The organism is Parafrankia sp. EAN1pec (genome assembly GCF_000018005.1).
GTDB lineage: Bacteria > Actinomycetota > Actinomycetes > Frankiales > Frankiaceae > Parafrankia > Parafrankia soli.
The window spans coordinates 1,286,210-1,301,181 of sequence record NC_009921.1; the positions used below are offsets into that span (position 1 = coordinate 1,286,210).

The 14,972-nt window shown below is 74.8% G+C and carries 10 protein-coding genes and 1 pseudogene; 10 read left to right on the plus strand and 1 reads right to left on the minus strand.

Translation table 11 applies throughout. The annotated features are described in order from the left end of the window. The first annotated feature begins 20 nt into the window (after positions 1–20). The 4 genes and pseudogenes from mnmA to FRANEAN1_RS43040 all read left to right on the plus strand — a co-directional run. On the plus strand, positions 21–1,079 hold the full coding sequence (gene mnmA, locus FRANEAN1_RS05295) for a tRNA 2-thiouridine(34) synthase MnmA (protein ID WP_041253715.1): 1,059 nt from the start codon (positions 21–23) through the stop codon (positions 1,077–1,079). A gap of 243 nt (positions 1,080–1,322) precedes the next feature. Next, complete coding sequence (locus FRANEAN1_RS05300; protein WP_020458718.1) at positions 1,323–2,441, plus strand: methionine synthase; 1,119 nt, start codon at positions 1,323–1,325, stop codon at positions 2,439–2,441. Further along, a complete protein-coding gene (gene ligA, locus FRANEAN1_RS05305; RefSeq protein ID WP_020458719.1) occupies positions 2,438–4,549 on the plus strand; it encodes an NAD-dependent DNA ligase LigA in 2,112 nt (703 codons plus the stop codon). The genes FRANEAN1_RS05300 and ligA overlap by 4 nt, the downstream gene beginning before the upstream one ends. A 557-nt stretch (positions 4,550–5,106) precedes the next feature. Further along, positions 5,107–6,738: pseudogene (locus FRANEAN1_RS43040) on the plus strand (EAL domain-containing protein); the annotation flags it as partial. Between the two features lie 114 nt (positions 6,739–6,852). Here FRANEAN1_RS43040 and FRANEAN1_RS43045 read toward each other — a convergent pair. Next, positions 6,853–7,569: an ACT domain-containing protein gene (locus FRANEAN1_RS43045; protein WP_347177201.1), complete on the minus strand. Its 717-nt coding sequence runs from the start codon at positions 7,567–7,569 to the stop codon at positions 6,853–6,855. A gap of 348 nt (positions 7,570–7,917) precedes the next feature. Between FRANEAN1_RS43045 and gatC the strand changes: the two genes are divergently transcribed. The 6 genes from gatC (at position 7,918) to FRANEAN1_RS05350 (ending at position 14,692) form a co-directional block, all read left to right on the plus strand. Further along, positions 7,918–8,214 (plus strand): Asp-tRNA(Asn)/Glu-tRNA(Gln) amidotransferase subunit GatC, encoded by a 297-nt coding sequence (gatC, locus tag FRANEAN1_RS05325; protein WP_020458721.1) that lies wholly within the window; start codon positions 7,918–7,920, stop codon positions 8,212–8,214. 17 nt (positions 8,215–8,231) lie between these two features. Beyond that, positions 8,232–9,788, plus strand: a complete 1,557-nt coding sequence (gene gatA, locus FRANEAN1_RS05330; RefSeq protein ID WP_020458722.1) for an Asp-tRNA(Asn)/Glu-tRNA(Gln) amidotransferase subunit GatA — start codon at positions 8,232–8,234, stop codon at positions 9,786–9,788. Positions 9,789–9,880: 92 nt separating this feature from the next. Further along, the gene (locus tag FRANEAN1_RS05335) at positions 9,881–10,129 is read left to right on the plus strand and encodes a hypothetical protein (protein ID WP_020458723.1); all 249 of its coding nucleotides are present in this window, start codon (positions 9,881–9,883) and stop codon (positions 10,127–10,129) included. Beyond that, a complete protein-coding gene (gene gatB, locus FRANEAN1_RS05340; protein ID WP_020458724.1) occupies positions 10,126–11,643 on the plus strand; it encodes an Asp-tRNA(Asn)/Glu-tRNA(Gln) amidotransferase subunit GatB in 1,518 nt (505 codons plus the stop codon). The genes FRANEAN1_RS05335 and gatB overlap by 4 nt, the downstream gene beginning before the upstream one ends. A gap of 110 nt (positions 11,644–11,753) precedes the next feature. Then, entirely contained in the window at positions 11,754–12,686 is a 933-nt protein-coding gene (locus FRANEAN1_RS05345) for a metallophosphoesterase (RefSeq protein ID WP_041255534.1), read from the plus strand. A gap of 179 nt (positions 12,687–12,865) precedes the next feature. Further along, the gene (locus FRANEAN1_RS05350; RefSeq protein ID WP_020458726.1) at positions 12,866–14,692 is read left to right on the plus strand and encodes a penicillin-binding transpeptidase domain-containing protein; all 1,827 of its coding nucleotides are present in this window, start codon (positions 12,866–12,868) and stop codon (positions 14,690–14,692) included. The last annotated feature ends 280 nt before the right edge of the window (positions 14,693–14,972 follow it).

Here is a 14,972-nt window from a genome sequence, read left to right on the forward strand (position 1 = left end):
GGGGTGGGATCGTGAGCCGGATGAGGGTGCTCGCGGCCATGTCGGGCGGCGTCGACTCGGCGGTGGCCGCCGCCAGGGCCGTCGACGCCGGCCATGACGTGACCGGCGTCCACCTGGCGCTGTCGCGCTCGCCCGCCTCGGACCGGGTCGGTGCCCGTGGGTGCTGCACGCTCGAGGACGCCCGCGACGCCCGCCGTGCCGCCGACGTGCTCGGCATCCCCTTCTACGTCTGGGATCTCGCGGAGCGTTTCGAGACCGAGGTCATCGACGAGTTCGTCGCCGACTACTCGGCCGGGCGCACGCCCAACCCCTGCGTGCGCTGCAACGAGCGCATCAAGTTCGCCGCGGTGCTGGAGAAGGCGCTCGCGCTCGGCTTCGACGCGGTCGTCACCGGGCACCACGCCCGGCTGGACGAGGACGGCACGCTGCGCCGCTCGGTGGACCCGGCGAAGGACCAGTCGTACGTGCTCGGCACCCTGCGGCCCGAGCAGCTCGCCGCGGCCCGGTTCCCGCTCGGCGACTCGACGAAGGCGCAGGTCCGCGAGGAGGCCGCGCGCCGTGGCCTCGCCGTCGCCGACAAGCCGGACAGCCACGACATCTGTTTTGTGGCCTCCGGGGACACCGGCGCCTGGCTGCGCGAGCGCCTGGGGCCGCGCCCGGGCCCGGTCGTCGACGCGGAGACCGGCGAGACCCTCGGCGAGCACGACGGGGCGTACGCCTTCACAGTCGGGCAGCGCCGGGGGCTCGGGCTGGGACGTCCCGCGCCGGACGGCCGTCCGCGCTACGTGCTGGAGATCTCCCCGGCGACGTCGACGGTGACCGTCGGCCCGTCCAGCGCGCTGGACATGCGCAGCCTGGTCGCGGAACGGATCGTCTGGCCCCATGACGGGCCGGTGTCGTGCACCGCGCAGGTCCGGGCGCACGGCGGGGTGGTCCCCGCGGTGGTGACGGCCCGGGGCGACGAGCTCGACGTGCGGCTGGCGGAGCCGGTGCGCGGCACCGCGGCGGGCCAGGCCGTGGTCTTCTACGACGGCGACCGGGTGCTCGGCGGCGGGCGCATCCGCTCCCTGGCAGCCTGAGGCACCGGGCCCGCCCGAAGCCCGGCCGCCCGCCTGGCCGGAGTGGCTCATGTGGCCTTCGGCGCGCCTTGGGTGATGCGTCGGGCGCGGTTGCCGCGTGCTGACGAGTCCTGCCAGCGAGTCATCCGAGGGGTGCCGCCGGCGGGTCGTTCCGACGGGTGATTCTGGCGGGTGATTCTGGTGGGTGTTGTTCGCCGGCCGTGGCCTGGGGTCGCGGCCGGAATCTAAGGAGTCGATGTGGTGATGACGTGGTCTGCCACCGAGCGGGGCGCGGGCCCGGAGCCGATCCGGGACGTGCCGGGGGAGGGTGTCTCATCGCTGGGCAGCGACGGGACCGCCGAGCGGGCGGGCATCCCCTGGCCGCCCGGGACGGCCTCCGGGGTCGGGTCGCTGCCGGATCTCGACCCGGTCGAGGCCGCGCGGTACGTCCTGGGGGAGGTGCCGGACCTGCCGTTCCTGCCGGAGCTGCCGGGCCGCGGGGTCGGCGCCGACATCATCGGCCGTTCGTGCGCGCTGCTGGTGGACCTGCCGGTCGACTTCCAGCCGTCCGGGTGGCGGCTGGTGCCGCGGCCCGGCCTGGACCTGCGCCGGGCCCGTGACCTGCTCGCCCGGGATCTGGACGCGTTCACCGAGGCGGCCGCCGACTACACCGGGCCGCTCAAGGTGTCGGCCGCGGGCCCCTGGACGCTGGCCGGCGGGGTCGAGCTGCCGCGCGGGCACAAGGCGCTCGCCGATCAGGGCGCGGCCCGGGACCTGGCCGAGGCGCTCGCCGAGGGGCTGGTCGCCCACCTGGCCGACCTGGGGCGACGGATTCCGGGTGCCCGGCTGCTCGTCCAGCTCGACGAGCCGTCGCTGCCGGCTATGCTCGCCGGCCACATCCGCACTCCCAGCGGGTTCTCCGTCCTGCCCGCCGTCGAGGAGGGGCCGGCGACCGAGCGGCTGGCCGGCGTGCTGTCCGCGGTGACCGGGGTGGCGTCGGTCGCCGCGTCCGGCGTGCACTGCTGCGCGCCGGACGTGCCGCTCGACCTGCTGCGGCGGGCCGGCGCGCGGTTCGTCGGCCTCGACGCGACCCTGCTCACCCGGGCGCAGGACGACGCGGTCGGCGAGGCGGTCGAGGCGGGCGTCGGCCTGATGTTCGGCCTGGTGCCGACGGACGTGGCCGGGAACCTGTCGGACCCCCGTCGTACGGTCGCGGTGGCGGTCGACCTGTGGCGTCGGCTGGGGTTCGCTCCGGAACTACTCGGGGAGGTGGTGGCCGTGACACCGACGTGTGGTCTGGCCAATGCCAGGGTGGGTGACGCGCGCGCCGCGCTGCGGCACTGCCGTGAGGCGGCGCGGGTCCTGGTGGAATCTCCACAGTGAGCGTGGACGAGCGCGGCCTGGCTGCCGACGAGCGCGGCCTGGCCGCTGACGAGGTTGGTCTGGCCGCCGACGAGCGTGGCCGGGCCGCCGAGCTGGCCCGCGAGCTGGAGGAACACGCCTACCGCTACTACGTGCTCGACAAGCCGACCGTCGCCGATGCCGAGTACGACGCGCTTATGCGCGAGCTGGAGGCGATCGAGGAGCGGCACCCCGAGCTGCGCACCCCGGACTCGCCGACCCAGAAGGTCGCAGGCTCCTACTCGACGCTGTTCACCCCGGTCGAGCATCTGGAACGGCTGCTGTCACTCGACAACGTCTTCACCGACGAGGAGTTCCACGCCTGGGCGGCGCGCGCCGCGCGGGAGCAGCCTGTCACGGCGTGGCTGTGCGAGCTGAAGATCGACGGGCTGGCGGTCGACCTCGTCTACGAGGGCGGCCGGCTCGTCCGCGCGGCCACCCGCGGCGACGGTCGCACGGGGGAGGACATCACGCCCAACGTGCGGACCCTGGCGAGCGTGCCGTCCCGGCTGCGCGGCCCGGCCGTGCCGGAGCTGCTCGAGGTGCGCGGCGAGGTGTTCTTCCCGACCGAGCGGTTCACCGAGCTCAACGCCGCGCTGGTTGAGGCGGGGAAGGCACCGTTCGCCAACCCGCGCAACGCCGCCGCCGGGTCGCTGCGCCAGAAGGACCCCCGGGTCACCGCCAGCCGTCCGCTCGACATGATCGTGCACGGCCTCGGCGCCCACCAGGGCTTCGACGTGGCGTCCCAGTCGGGCGCGTACGCGCGGCTCGCCGAGCTGGGGCTGCCGGTCTCCGCCCGTCACGAGGTGCTGGCCTCGGTGGAGGACGTGCTCGCCTTCGTCCGGCGCTGGGGCGAGCACCGCCACGACGTCGAGCACGAGATCGACGGGGTCGTCGTGAAGGTCGACGACTTCGGCCAGCAGCGTCGCCTCGGCGCCACCTCGAAGGCCCCCCGCTGGGCGGTCGCGTTCAAGTACCCGCCGGAGGAGGTCACCACCCGGCTGCGCGACATCCAGGTGAACGTCGGCCGCACCGGCCGGGTGACCCCGTTCGGGGTGCTCGAGCCGGTGAAGGTGGCGGGGTCGACGGTGGCGATGGCCACCCTCCACAACATCGACGAGGTGGGTCGCAAAGGCGTCCTGATCGGCGACACCGTGGTGCTGCGCAAGGCCGGCGACGTCATCCCCGAGATCGTCAGCCCGGTCGTCGACCTGCGTGACGGTTCCGAGCGCGCGTTCGTGATGCCCACGCACTGCCCGGAGTGCGGCACCCAGCTGGTCCGCCCCGAGGGCGAGGTCGACATCCGCTGCCCGAACACCGTCTCGTGCCCGGCGCAGCTGCGGGAGTCGGTGTTCCACCTGGCATCGCGCGGCGCGCTCGACATCGACGGGCTCGGTTACGAGACGGCGACGGTCCTGCTCGCGGAGGGCCGGATCCACGACATCGGCGACGTCTTCCACCTGGCCCCGGAGTCCTTCGAGGGGCTGCGTGGCTTCGCCGACAAGAAGATCGAGCAGATCCTGCGCGGCCTGGAGGCGGCTCGCGACCGCCCGCTGTGGCGGTTGCTGGTCGGGCTGTCGATCCGTCACGTCGGGCCGACGGCCGCCCGCGGGCTGGCCCGGGAGCTGCGTTCCCTCGACGCGATCGCGACGGCGCCCGCCGAGCGGCTCGCGGCCGTCGACGGCGTCGGGCCGAAGATCGCCGACGCGGTGGTCGACTGGTTCGCCGACCCGCGGCACCGCGACATCGTCGCCCGGATCGCCTCGGGCGGGGTCCGCCTGGCCGACGAGGGCGCCGGCGAGGGCCCCGGGCCGCTGGACGGCGTCGTGGTGGTCATCACCGGCACCCTGGACGGCTGGAGTCGGGACACGGCGACCGAGGCGGTGCAGTCCCGCGGCGGCAAGGTGACGGGCTCGGTGAGCAAGAAGACGACGTTCGTCGTCGCCGGCGCCGATCCCGGGGCGTCGAAGTACGACAAGGCCCGCACCCTGAAGATCCCGCTCCTGGACGAAGCCGGATTCGCGGTGCTTCTCCGTGACGGAGCGGATGCGGCCAGGGCACTCGCCGTGCCCGAGGAGGTCGACGGGTAACCTTCGCATCCTGGCAGCGAAAGGTTCATTACGGTGAGCACTCATATGTTCCGTCATGTTCTCGTCGGTGTGGCCGGGCGTCGGTGCGCCCGTCCCCGACGCGTCGAGGGATCGACGCGGGGCCGTTCCGGTCGCCGCTGATGCGCGCCCCGCGAGCCGGCGGCGTGCCGCCGGAGCCAGGGGCCGGGTGGGGGGCCGCGGTCGGCGCGGCGGGATGCCTGACGGCCGCGGTGGTCGCCGTCGCCGGGGGCTGGCGCGGTGCCTTCGACAACCTGGGCGCGGCCTTCGTGCTGATCGCCGGGCTCGCCCTTCTCGTCGGGTCGCAGCAGGTGCCCGCCGGTGGGGCCTGGCCGGGCGCCTTCGGGCCGGCCGGTCTGCCGGCGGGCGCGCTGGGTGCCCGGCGCCGAGCGGGCGGACCGGGCGCCGGCGGCAGTGATCTCACGGTGACCTTCCTGTTCGCGCTCCTGCTCGGTTGGGGAACGCCGCCCGCGCTGGCGGCGCACCTGGTCGTCGGCGTCCTGCTGGAGCTCGTGCGGGGCGCGCGCCCGCGGTGGGTGATGGTGGTCGTCGGGCGCCGCTCGCTGGCGCTGTGCGCGGCGGGAGCCGTGGTGGCCGCGTACGGCCTCGGAGCCGATCTCGGGGCCGGGGATCTGCCCGAGGTCGCGCTCGCCGGCCTCGCGCTGTTCGCCGTCGACGACCTGCTCGGCCTGCCTACGCACCCGCGCGGGCCGGCGGCCGTCGGCGGCGCGGCCGGCCGTGGCGGGGGCCGTGCCCACGCCGGGTGCCGGGCTCCCCTCGCCGACCTGCGGCGCCGGGTGGCAGGCGGGGTGGCGACGCTGTCCCTCGCGCCGCTGGTGGTGGTAGCCGCGGCGCGAAGCGCCTGGCTGGTGCCGCTGCTGCTGCCGGCGCTGCTGGTGGTGGCCCGGGTCGGTGAGGTCTCCCGGCAGAAGGAGCACGAGGCCCGCCACGACGGGCTCACCGGGCTGCCGAACCGGGCGGAGCTCGCCGAGCGCGCGGCCGCCAGCTTCCGCGCGGCCGAGCGGACCGGCTGCCGGGTCGGCCTGCTGCTGCTCGACCTGGACCGGTTCAAGGAGGTCAACGACCGGCTGGGGCACGAGGTCGGTGACCGGCTGCTGGTCGTCGCCGCGGCCCGGCTCACCGCCGCGCTGCGCCCCGGTGACGTCGTCGCGCGGCTGGGCGGCGACGAGTTCGCCGTCCTGCTGCCCGCGCTGCCGGCCGGCGAGGCGGGCCGGACGGTGGTCGGGGAGGTGGCCGGGCGCGTCCGCGGCGTGCTGCGTGCCCCGTACGAGATCGACGGGCAGTTCTGCGACGTCGATGCGAGCGTCGGGGTCGCGCTCTACCCGGACCACGGCGGCGACCTTCCCGCGCTGTCGCGGTGCGCCGACCTCGCCATGTACACCGCGAAGGAGCACCGCCTCGGCGTCCAGGCCTACGGGCCGCGTGACGCCAGCCGTGCCCGGCTACGGGCCCGGACGACCGCCGAGCTCGGCTACGCCCTGGAGCACGGGCAGCTCGAGGTGCACTACCAGCCGCAGGCGGAGATCGCCGACGGGCGGGTGCGGCGGGTCGAGGCGCTGCTGCGCTGGCGGCACCCAAGCCGGGGGCTGCTGCTGCCGGGAGTCTTCGTCCCGCTCGCCGAGTCCGCCGGCCTGATCCGGCCGATCACGTCGTGGGTGATGGGCCGCGCGCTCGCGCAGGTCGCCCGGTGGAACGCGGTGGGTATCCCGGTGGCGGTCGCGCTGAACGCGTCCGCGCGTGACCTGCGCGACCCCGGCTTCGTCGGCTCGGTCGCGGCCGCGCTGGCCGAGACCGGCCTGCCGGCTGCGGCGCTGACCTTCGAGGTCACCGAGGGCGCCGTCACCGCGGACGGCGACGAGCCGGCCGGGGCGCTGCGCGACCTGGCGGACCTCGGTGTGCGGGTCAGCCTGGACGACTTCGGCACCGGCCGGGTCTCCCTCGACGCGCTGCGGCGCCTGCCGTTCGAGGAGATCAAGATCGACCGGACCGTGATCGGCCGGATGGCGGGCGCCGACCGCGACGCCGACTTCGTCCGCGCGGTCGTTCGGATGGCCGCGGACCTGGGGCTGCGGGTCGTCGCCGAGGGCGTGGAGACCCCCGTCGAATGGCGCCGGCTGGCCGGCTTCGGTGCGGACGCGGCCCAGGGGTGGCACGTGGCGCCCGCGCTGCCCGCGGTGCTGCTCACCCCGTGGCTCGCCGCCGCGTCGGCGGAAACGGCCGCGCCGCCGCGGCCGGCAGCCGCGGTCAGCGGCGCGCAGCCGTGCTCAGCGGCCGGGGCCGGCCGTGCGGGCGAGGGTGGCGGCGATGCCGGCCAGGTGCGCGAGCCGGGCCACCTCGGAGGAGCGGAACGCGGGGCCTCCCGGCCGGCCGACCAGGACGGCCAGCCGTTCGTGCCCGACCGGGGCCGCGGCGAGCTCCATGTTGACCGCCTCCCAGCGGGCCGGGAACTCGCCGTCGTCCGGCACGACGCGCCGCGCCGCGCGCAGCGGCAGCCAGGGCAGCGGGAGGCGCACCCGCTCCGGAACACCGAGGTCGTCGCCGCCCAGGCTCGGCGCGCCCACCGAGGCCTCCCGGACCCGGACGTCGCCCGGCCCCAGGTGCTCGAGCAGCAGCGCCCAGTCGGCGTAGAAGACCCCCGCGACCAGGTCGGTCAGCACGGCCACGGCGTCGGCGGGGCGTTCGGTGAGCGCGTCGACGAGCTCGAGGTCCTCGCTGATCCCGGCGCCGTCGGCCTGGTAGGGCCGCAGTGACTCGACCGAGACGCCGGGCACGGAGTGGGCCGCGGTGAACAGGCGCTCGGCCAGGCCGCCCGGGGGCAGGAGCACGATCAGGTCGTCCACCGCCCCGGCCGGTGTGTGCTCCACCACGGCGAGGCTGACGATGTCGATTCCGGCGGCGCCGAGTGCCGTGGCCACCGCTCCCAGTGCACCGGGGTGGTCGGGGAGCAGGAGCCGGAGCAGGTACGACATGTGGTCGAGCATGCGCAAGGGGCGTGACGGAACGGTGGCCGCCGGGTCACGCCCGCGTGTCGCGCCGCCCTACCGACGCCCGCCGCGCCCATGCCGTGTCGCCAACCGCCACGGATGAGTCGGGGTGGGGTGGTGGGCCGTACGATGTGGGGAACGCCGACGTTGTGTTCGCCGGCATGTCACCGCCGGCAGCAACCGGCGCGGCAGTCGTCCGGCGCCCAGCCGGCCGGGCCGCGGTCAGGGTCGCCGGCAGCGGCCTGCCGCCGGTCGTGGCCACCACCGGCCACCACCCGCACGACGGCGCGCGACGACCTGACCGATCTCGGGCCTGTGCCCACCGCCCACGAGGGGTCCACCGGAATGGCGATCACCCGGGACGAGGTAGCCAACCTCGCCCGCCTGTCGCGGATGTCCCTGTCCGACGCCGAGCTCGACGCGCTCGCGCCGCAGCTCGAGGCGATCCTCGGCGCCGTCGCGCGGGTCTCCGAGGTCGCGGCCGCGGACATCCCGCCGACCTCGCACGCCGTGCCGCTGACCAATGTCTTCCGCGCGGACGTGACCCGCCCGTCGCTGCCGGTCGCCGACGTCCTCGCCGGTGCGCCCGCCGCCGAGGAGGGCCGGTTCCGGGTGCCGCGCATTCTCGATCCGGACGAGTGAGGGGCACCAGGCCGCACATGACCGACGTTTCCAGCACCTCAACGCCTGCCGGCGCGGCCGCCGCCGGCGCGGGCGCCCCCCGCCGCACGGACGACGTCGTCCGGCTGACCGCCGCCGAGACGGCGGCCGCGATCGCCGCGGGCGAGCTGTCCGCGCAGGACGCGACCCTCGCCGCGCTCGACCGCATCGCCAAGGTCGACGAGGCCGTCCACGCCTTCCTGCATGTTGACGCCGAGGGCGCGCTCGCCGCCGCCCGCGCGATCGACGCCCGCCGCGCCGCCGGGGAGAAGCTCGGCCCGCTCGCCGGCGTCCCGCTCGCGCTCAAGGACGTGCTCACCGCGCGGGGCATGCCGACGACCTGCGGCAGCCGCATCCTGGAGGGCTGGCGGCCGCCGTACGACGCGACCGTGGTCTCCCGGTTGCGCGCCGCCGACGTGGTCATCCTCGGCAAGGTCAACATGGACGAGTTCGCGATGGGCTCGTCCACCGAGAACTCGGCGTACGGGCCGACCCGCAACCCGTGGGATCTCACCCGCATCCCCGGCGGCAGCAGCGGTGGCAGCGCGGCGGCGGTCGCTGCCTTCGAAGCGCCGCTGTCCATCGGCACCGACACCGGCGGGTCCATCCGCCAGCCGGCAGCGGTGTGCGGGCTGGTGGGGGTCAAGCCGACCTACGGCGGGGTGAGCCGCTACGGCCTGGTCGCGTTCTCCAGCTCGCTCGACCAGGCCGGGCCGCTGGCCCGCACCGTCGGCGACGCCGCCCTGCTGCACGCCGCGATCGCCGGGCACGACCCGCTGGACAGCACCAGCGTCGACCTGCCGGTGCCGCCGGTGGTCGAGGCCGCCGCGCGCCGCGACATCCGCGGCCTGCGGGTGGGCGTGGTGCGTGAGCTCTCCGGTGAGGGCTACGACCCGGGTGTGCAGGCGGCGTTCGACGCGGCGGTCCAGGAGCTGGCCGGTCTCGGCGCCGAGGTCGTGGAGGTGAGCTGCCCGCACTTCACCTACGCGCTGGCGGCGTACTACCTGATCGCGCCGAGCGAGTGCTCGTCCAACCTGGCCCGGTTCGACGCGATGCGGTTCGGGCTGCGCGCCGGGGACGACGGCCGGGCCGGTGCCGAGGAGGTCATGAGCCACACCCGCGACGTCGGCTTCGGTGCCGAGGTCAAGCGGCGGGTCATGCTCGGCACGTACGCGCTGTCCTCGGGCTACTACGACGCCTACTACGGGCAGGCGCAGAAGGTCCGGACGCTGATCAGCCGCGACTTCGCCGCCGCCTACGAGAAGGCCGACGTGCTGGTCTCGCCGACCACGCCGACGCCGGCCTTCCCGCTCGGCGACAAGGTGGACGACCCGGTGTCGATGTACCTGTCGGACCTGTGCACGATCCCGTCCAACCTGGCGGGCGGGCCGGCGATGAGCCTGCCGGCCGGCCTGGTGGGCGGGCTGCCCGCCGGCATCCAGATCATGGCCCCGGCGTTCGCGGACGACCGGCTCTACCTGGTCGGCGGGGCGCTCGAGGCCGCCCTGGAGGCGCGCCGCGGACATCCGCTGCTGGACGAGGCACCCGCGCTCTAGCGCCGGCACTCGGCACTCGGCACCCGGAACACCGGGAAGCAGGGGAAGCCGGGAAGCCGGGGAAGGTCGGGAAAGTAAGGACGAGGAGGGACATGGTCGGGCTGCGCAGCGGCCGGCAGGACCGCGCACTGCTGCTGATCGTCTGGGGGCTCACGCTCCTGGTGCTCGTCCTCGGCGGCCTGACGCTGAGCCCGATCCTGCTGGTCTGGGGGATCATCGGGCTGCCCGCCGCGATCGCGCTGAGTTACGTCCACGTCCGTGACACCCGCTCCGCTCCGCGCCCGCCCGCCGCGGGTGAGGAAGACGGCGTCGACGGCATCGAAGAGGAGTCATCCCGGTGAGCACATCGGCTCCCGTCATCGCCACCCCGTCCTACGAGGACGCCACCGCCCGGTACGAGTCGGTGATCGGGCTGGAGACCCACGTCGAGCTCGGCACCGCGTCCAAGATGTTCTGCGGGTGCGCGACCGCCTTCGGTGCGGAGCCGAACACCCAGGTGTGCCCGGTCTGCCTGGGCCTGCCCGGTGCGCTGCCCGTGGTCAACGAGGCCGCGGTGCGTTTCGCGACGCTGATCGGGCTGGCGCTGAACTGTTCGATCGCGTCCTGGTGCCGGTTCGCCCGGAAGAACTACTTCTACCCGGACATGCCGAAGAACTTCCAGATCAGCCAGTACGACGAGCCACTGTGCTCGAACGGCTGGCTCGACGTCGAGGTCGAGGGCGAGATCCACCGGGTCGGGATCACCCGGGTTCACCTCGAGGAGGACACCGGCAAGTCCCTGCACGTCGGCGGGGCGACCGGCCGCATCCACGGGGCGACCCACTCGCTGGTCGACTACAACCGCGCCGGCATCCCGCTGGTCGAGATCGTCACCGAGCCCGACATCCGCTCGCCGGAGGTCGCCCGCGCCTACGTCGACGAGCTGCGTGAGCTGTGCCGCGCGCTGGCCGTCTCGGACGTCCGGATGGACCAGGGCTCGCTGCGCTGCGACGCGAACGTCTCGCTGCGGCTGCGCCCCGCGCCCGGTGAGCCCGACGCGCCGTTCGGCACCCGGTCGGAGACGAAGAACCTGAACTCGCTGCGCTCGGTCGAGCGGGCGGTGCGGTTCGAGGTCGTCCGGCAGGCCGCGCTGCTGGACGCGGGCGACCGGGTCGTGCAGGAGACCCGGCACTTCGACGAGGCCTCCGGGCGGACGTCGTCGGGCCGGTCGAAGGAGGAGGCGACCGACTACCGGTACTTCCCCGAGCCGGACCTGACGCCCCTCGCGCTCACCCACGAGTACATCGAGGCCGTGCGCGCGGTGCTGCCGGAGCTGCCGGCCCAGCGGCGCGTCCGGCTCATCGCCGAGCACGGGTACACGGTGCGCGACATCCAGGAGATGCGCAACGCCGGGGTGCTCGACCTGGTCGAGGCGACGGTGGCCGCCGGGGCCAGCCCGCCCGCGGCCCGCAAGTGGTGGCTCAACGAGCTCGCCCGGCGCGCGGCGGACGCCGGGGTCGAGCCGCGAGAGCTGGCGATCGGCCCGGCCGACGTGGCGCGGATCTGCGAGCTGGTCGCGGCCGGGCAGCTCACCGACGCGCTCGGACGCAAGGTCATCGACGGGGTGCTCGCCGGTGACGGTTCAGCCGACGAGGTCATCGCCGCCCGTGACCTGGCTGTGGTCTCCGACGACTCGGCGCTGCGCGACGCGGTCGACACGGCGATCGCCGGCGCGCCCGACATCGCCGAGAAGGTGCGGGGCGGCAAGGTGAACGCCGTCGGCCCGCTGGTCGGCGCGGTCATGAAGGCGATGCGCGGCCAGGCCGACGCCGCGGCCGTCCGCCGCCTGCTGCTGGAGCGCCTCGAGGCCTCCTGACGCATCCGGGACGGCGACGTGGGTCACATCACTGGTCCCGTTCCAGCCCCGGGCCCGGGGCGGCCGGTGTGCGACGATCGTCAGTGATGCAATCGACCACGCCGGGCCGGATGCCGGCGACCACACAGGGGCGGCTGCTCGCCACCAGTGACATCCACGTCCGCCATCCCGACAACCGGGCGATCGTCGAGGCGATGCGCCCGGGCCGCCCTGACGACTGGCTGCTCGTCGTCGGCGACGTCGGGGAGCTCTACGAGGACGTCGAATGGGCACTGCGGCTGCTCGCCGACCGCTTCGCGCAGGTCGTGTGGGTACCGGGCAACCACGAGCTGTGGACGCTGGGGCGTGACCAGACGTCGCTGCGCGGCGAGGCGCGCTACCGGCGCCTGGTCGACCTGTGCGCCGGGCTCGGCGTGCTCACCCCGGAGGACCCCTACCCACTGTGGACGGGTCAGGGCGGCCCGGCGCGCATCGTGCCGATGTTCCTGCTCTACGACTACACGTTCCGGCCCGAGGGCACCTCGACCAAGCGGGAGGCACTCGCCGCCGCCTACGAGGCCGGCATCGTGTGCTCGGACGAGTCGGTCCTCTTCCCCGACCCGTACCCGACCCGGGACGACTGGTGCCGGGCCCGGGTCGAGCTGACCCGGCGGCGGCTCGACGCGTGCCCGCGCGACGTCCCGCTCGTTCTCGTGAACCACTTCCCGCTGGTGCGGGAGCCGACCAGGATCCTGCGCTACCCGGTGTTCGCCCAGTGGTGCGGCACCGAGCTGACCGCGGACTGGCACACCCGCTACAACGTCGCCGCCGTGGTCTACGGGCACCTGCACATACCGCGGACGACCTGGTACGACGGGGTCCGGTTCGAGGAGGTCTCGGTCGGCTACCCGCGCGAGTGGCGGGCCTGGCCGGCCCGCCGGCCGGTGCTGCGCCAGATCCTGCCGGCGCCGACGGGCGAGCCGGTGCCCCCGTGGGGGGCGCCCCGGGACGAGTCCGCCGCCGCGGCGATCCGGTCCGGGCTGGCAACGGATCGGGCGGATTAAGCCGAACGTCCGGTCGGTCGGCGTGGTCCTCCGTGTTACCACCATCAGTGCATCCGCGTGTCGGCTTGCCGACGAGCGACGGCGCGTCGGATGCGGAGCGGGTTAGCCGTTCGTAGGGTGTGGTCGGGCCGCACGGTCCTGTCAGGCGGTTCTCCGAGCGAGGGGGGAGGCGAGCCGTCGTGCCTCTCACTCCGACGGGGTTCAGCCCGTCCATGTCACGCCGCCGGGGCCGGGGCCGGCGTAACGCACTCATCGTCGCGCTCGTTGTGGTCCTGCTGGCGGTCGGCGGCGGGGTGGCCTACTGGTTGAAGTCCCGCTCCGACGCGCGTGAGGCCGACCGCCGGGTGGCCGCGGTCGCTCACGCCTACCTGGACGCCTGGAAGACGCTGACGACCGCGCCGGCCGCCGAGGAACCGGCGGCGGGTGACCCGGGCGGCGGCACCGCGGGCGCGCCGGCGACGGCCGCACCGACAGCATCGGCCGCACCGGCCGCACCGGCAGCTGCCGGGCAGGGCGCACAGCCTGCTGCCGGGCAGGTCCGGGAGCGGGCGGGCGCCGCCGTGACGGCCCTCAGCACCGACGGCGACATCCCGGTCGGTGCCCTTGTCGGGCTGATGGGCGACGTGCGCGACCGGCTCTCGGTGACCGGGGCCGAGCTCGTCCCCGGCGGGCTGACCCGGTCGGGCACGAGCGCCACCGTCCCGTACACCGCGAAGCTGACGCTCGCCGGTTTCGCCGAGCCGCTGGCCTACATGGGTGAGCTGGCCCTCGTCGACACCGGCGACGGGCAGTGGAAGGTGCGGGCCCGGCCGTCCTCGGTGCACCCGTCCCTCAAGCCCGGCCTGCGCCTCGACCGCGCCGCGTCCACCGGCGAGCGCGGCGCCCTGCTCGACGTCAACGGGCGGCCGCTGGACGGCAGCCCCGAGCTCGCCGGGAACCTCGTCGGCCGGGTCGATCCGGCGTCCGGCCTGCAGCGGGTGTACGACGCCAGGCTGCGGCCGCAGGGCGGCTCGGTGGTGGTGCGCACCGACGGCAACGAGACCGTCGAGACCCTCAAGACCTACCCGAGCAGCAACGGCGAGGAGATCCGCACCACCATCAACCTGGACGTCCAGCGCGCGGGGGAGGCGGCGCTGGGGACCGCGTCGCGCCCCAACGGGGCCCTCGTCGCGATCGACACCCGTACCGGCGGGGTGCTGGCGGCGGTGAACCACCCGCTCAACGGCTACGGCCGGGCGGTGCGCGGCTCCTACCCGCCGGGCTCCACCTTCAAGATCGTGACGGCTACCGCGGCGCTGATGAGTGGCAAGGCCGCCGACACCATGATCGACTGTACGCAGACGGTGAGCGTCGGCGGGCGCGAGTTCCAGAACGCCGAGGCGGAGCAGTTCGGGGCCATCCCGCTGCGGACGGTCTTCGCCAAGAGCTGCAACACCGCCTTCATCCGGCTCGAGCAGTCGCTGCCCGACGACGCGCTCGAGCGGGCCGCGAAGCTCTACGGGTTCGACAGCTCCGAGCCGTTGCCGATCGCCAGCGTGGGCGGCTCGTTCCCGACCCCGCGCGACGCCGTCGAGTCGGCGTCCGCCTCGATCGGGCAGGGGCGGGTGGCCGCGTCGCCGCTGCAGATGGCGAGCGTCGCCGCGGCGGTGGCCAGCGGCACCTGGCACCAGCCGTTCGTCGTCGGAGAGTCGCCGCGCAGCAACCCGCTCCCGACCGAGGTGCTGGCGCCGCTGCGGGACTTCATGCGCGCGGTGGTCACCGAGGGGACCGCGGCCGGCGTCCCGATGCCCGGCGACGTCCACGGCAAGACGGGCACGGCCGAGTACGCCGACGGCAACCCGCCGCCCACGCACGGCTGGTTCGTCGCCTACCGCGGCGACGTGGCCGTCGCGGTGGTGATCGAGGACGGCGGGTTCGGCGCCGAGTCCGCCGCGCCGGTGGTGTCGGCGTTCTACACCGCCCTCGACGGCGGCCAGGTCGGCGGCCCGCCCGCCGCGGCCGGCTGATCGGTTCCCTTCCACCCCGCCGGCATCGACCGAACCATGATCACATGGCCGTCGCCGGCGGGGTGGCGCATGCTTGTCTGGCGTCCCGGCGGGCGGCGCGGCGACTGTCGTCGCGGTGTCGGTGTTGTGGTCTGTCTCTCCGGACGCGACGTGGTGCTTGACGCGGTGGCGGATGTCGGGGATGGTTGTCCGCATGCTGCTCGGCATTCTCGTACGTACGATTCTCGTAGGCTCGGAGCGCGTGTAGTCGGACCAGATCGGTCTCCGACCACCCGCGCCG

Bases quoted from the DNA above. Each gene is read 5' to 3' on its own strand.
- gatA (WP_020458722.1), top strand. From the start codon at position 8,232: ATGACCGACGTTTCCAGCACCTCAACGCCTGCCGGCGCGGCCGCCGCC.
- FRANEAN1_RS43045 (WP_347177201.1), bottom strand. From the start codon at position 7,569: ATGCTCGACCACATGTCGTACCTGCTCCGGCTCCTGCTCCCCGACCAC.
- mnmA (WP_041253715.1), top strand. From the start codon at position 21: ATGAGGGTGCTCGCGGCCATGTCGGGCGGCGTCGACTCGGCGGTGGCC.
- FRANEAN1_RS05335 (WP_020458723.1), top strand. From the start codon at position 9,881: ATGGTCGGGCTGCGCAGCGGCCGGCAGGACCGCGCACTGCTGCTGATC.
- gatC (WP_020458721.1), top strand. From the start codon at position 7,918: ATGGCGATCACCCGGGACGAGGTAGCCAACCTCGCCCGCCTGTCGCGG.
- FRANEAN1_RS05345 (WP_041255534.1), top strand. From the start codon at position 11,754: ATGCCGGCGACCACACAGGGGCGGCTGCTCGCCACCAGTGACATCCAC.
- FRANEAN1_RS05300 (WP_020458718.1), top strand. From the start codon at position 1,323: ATGACGTGGTCTGCCACCGAGCGGGGCGCGGGCCCGGAGCCGATCCGG.